Genomic DNA, 1,505 nt, shown 5'->3' on the forward strand with positions numbered 1-1,505 from the left:
CCAATGCCGTTTAGATAGATCATTTGGGCCTGGTGGCTCGGGTGGGCAGGAGTTGGACGGTGGGTGGCCCAGCGTGGCGGATGCCTTTGTCGCTTGGGCGTCGTTCGCGGTAGCTGCTGTGTCGGGTGCGTTTGATGGAGCGAGGGTAGGTGCGGTGGCGGCGTTCGGGGTTGCGGTTGCGGGGCCGGCCGACCTGATGGACGGTTCTGGTCCAGAGCTCATTTTGGAGTTCAGGGGGGAAAGGCCGCTCGGTCGGTGACCGAGCGGTGCACGATCCGGAGGGTGGCCAGGAACTTGATCCGGTCGGGATCGACGCCGGCTGTGGTAGCGGCGGTGCAGATCAGGGTGGCCAGGGCCCAGTGGGTGAGGAGGTAGGCCCAGATCTCCTGCCGGACCAGGTCCGGGGTCTTGGACCGCAGGATCCTTCCGGGGCCGCGCAGGTGGATCTTCAGCTGGGCGAACCCGGTTTCGGCCTCCCAGCGCTTGTGGTAACAGGCGGCGAGCTGCTGCGCGGTCGCCTCCGCGGGATCGAGGACGGTCGTGATGAGGCGGATGTGCTCGCCCTTGCGGTCGGGCACGGTGTAGTCGACCACCCGGACGATCACCGCAAGGTCCGGATCCAGTTCACGGCCGCGGCGGGCGTCATCTCGCAGCCGTTTCTTTTGCGATTGGCGCAGCTTGGTGGGCTTGGTGATGACCGCCAGCCAGGATCCGTCCTCCAAGTCTTTCAGCCAGTACGGGTGCAGCCCGGCCTGGATGCGCCACAGGAGCTGCGCGCCGGTTGAGGACGCGTACTGCCAGGCAGGGAAGCTGTAGAAGCCGCGATCGGCGCTCAGCAACATCTCGGGCGTCAACCGCCCGTACAGCGAGTAGGCGAGGGTCTGCTCGCTGTCCCAGCAGCCCGAGGTGTCTGCCGCGACGATCGCGTGTGAGGCGCACTCGCTGATCGCCACGACCCGGGCCTGCGGGTACACGGTCTCGTACCCGCCCGCGCTGTCGTTGGGGAATTCGGCCAGGTTCGCCGCCGTGTCCGGCAGATCGAGGGTGAACCCGTCGATCGCCATCAGTCGCCACCGTCCCAGCCACGCTCCCGTGGTCGCCGCTGTCGCGGCCGGGCGCGTGACTCGCTCGAACACCTCCCGGATGACCTCGGACCCCAGGCGCTGCCGGGCCTGGGTGATCGCTCCACGCGTCGGCGGCTCCCACGGAGATCCCGGCACGGCTGCGAGCAGACCGGTCAGTTTCTCCGCGACCTCCTCGTAGTCATCGTCCGCGAACAGGCATAACGCCATGAGCAGGTAGACGACCACATGAGCCGGGAGCTTCCGCACCCGCTCCTCGCGGCATCCGTGCAGCTCGATCGCCTCGTCCAGGACCTGCCGTGGCACCAGCGACGTCAACGCCCCCAGCCCAACCAGATCCATCAGCCGACCCGAACCGCCTGCGCCACCCGGCAAGATCACCAAGCGACGCTACCAGCATGATCGCTAACTAAACGGCATTGG

1 protein-coding gene is annotated in these 1,505 nt (G+C 67.4%); it reads right to left on the reverse strand.

Annotated elements, in window-relative coordinates; genetic code table 11:
- Positions 1 to 230: 230 nt before the first annotated feature.
- A complete protein-coding gene (locus AB0C28_RS56185) occupies positions 231 to 1,424 on the reverse strand; it encodes an IS4 family transposase (protein WP_358085785.1) in 1,194 nt (397 codons plus the stop codon).
- Positions 1,425 to 1,505 lie beyond the last annotated feature (81 nt).

The organism is Nonomuraea sp. NPDC048892, assembly GCF_040649735.1.
In the GTDB taxonomy this organism is placed as follows: domain Bacteria; phylum Actinomycetota; class Actinomycetes; order Streptosporangiales; family Streptosporangiaceae; genus Nonomuraea; species Nonomuraea maheshkhaliensis.

Bases quoted from the DNA above. Each gene is read 5' to 3' on its own strand.
- AB0C28_RS56185 (WP_358085785.1), bottom strand. From the start codon at position 1,424: ATGGATCTGGTTGGGCTGGGGGCGTTGACGTCGCTGGTGCCACGGCAG.